The organism is Apibacter sp. B3546 (genome assembly GCF_009827885.1).
GTDB lineage: Bacteria > Bacteroidota > Bacteroidia > Flavobacteriales > Weeksellaceae > Apibacter.
Window position 1 is genome coordinate 699,116 of the sequence record NZ_WINW01000002.1, and the last position, 451, is coordinate 699,566.

The 451-nt window shown below is 32.8% G+C and carries 1 protein-coding gene; it reads right to left on the bottom strand.

All coding sequences use genetic code 11. The features are described 5' to 3' along the window. A partial coding sequence (locus GFU93_RS03225; RefSeq protein WP_160567160.1) for a hypothetical protein occupies positions 1-294 on the bottom strand: 294 nt, incomplete at its 3' end. Positions 295-451: the final 157 nt, after the last annotated feature.

Consider the following 451-nt stretch of genomic DNA (forward strand, 5'->3'; position numbering starts at 1 on the left):
CTCAATTCCCATACTAATAGTACCATTGGAAGTATCTCCTTGTTCGCATTCTAACCAACTATCGCTAAGACCTATACTGTCTTTTGATAGAATATACAATCTAAACCCCTTTGATTTTCTTATATTTACAAGTGTATCATATACCCAGGGGGTTTCTGCCCATGCTTTTTTTATTATTTCTCTATTCGGCTTATATTCGGCCAAAAAAACTCCTCTTGCCTTCGATTCTTCTATCGTCTCACTTACCTGAACAGAGCTTGTCTTATCTGGAATATCGATATTGCATCCTATCAAACTTAGTAGGGATACACTTGTTAAAACTATTTGTATTTTTTTATTCATACCATTCTTCAGATCTGTATAAAAAATCTATTTCTTCTTTATCAACAGCAACTCTCCCATACATTTTCTCTTTTTTCCTCCATATATATAATAAATTAAAGTGTCTTTG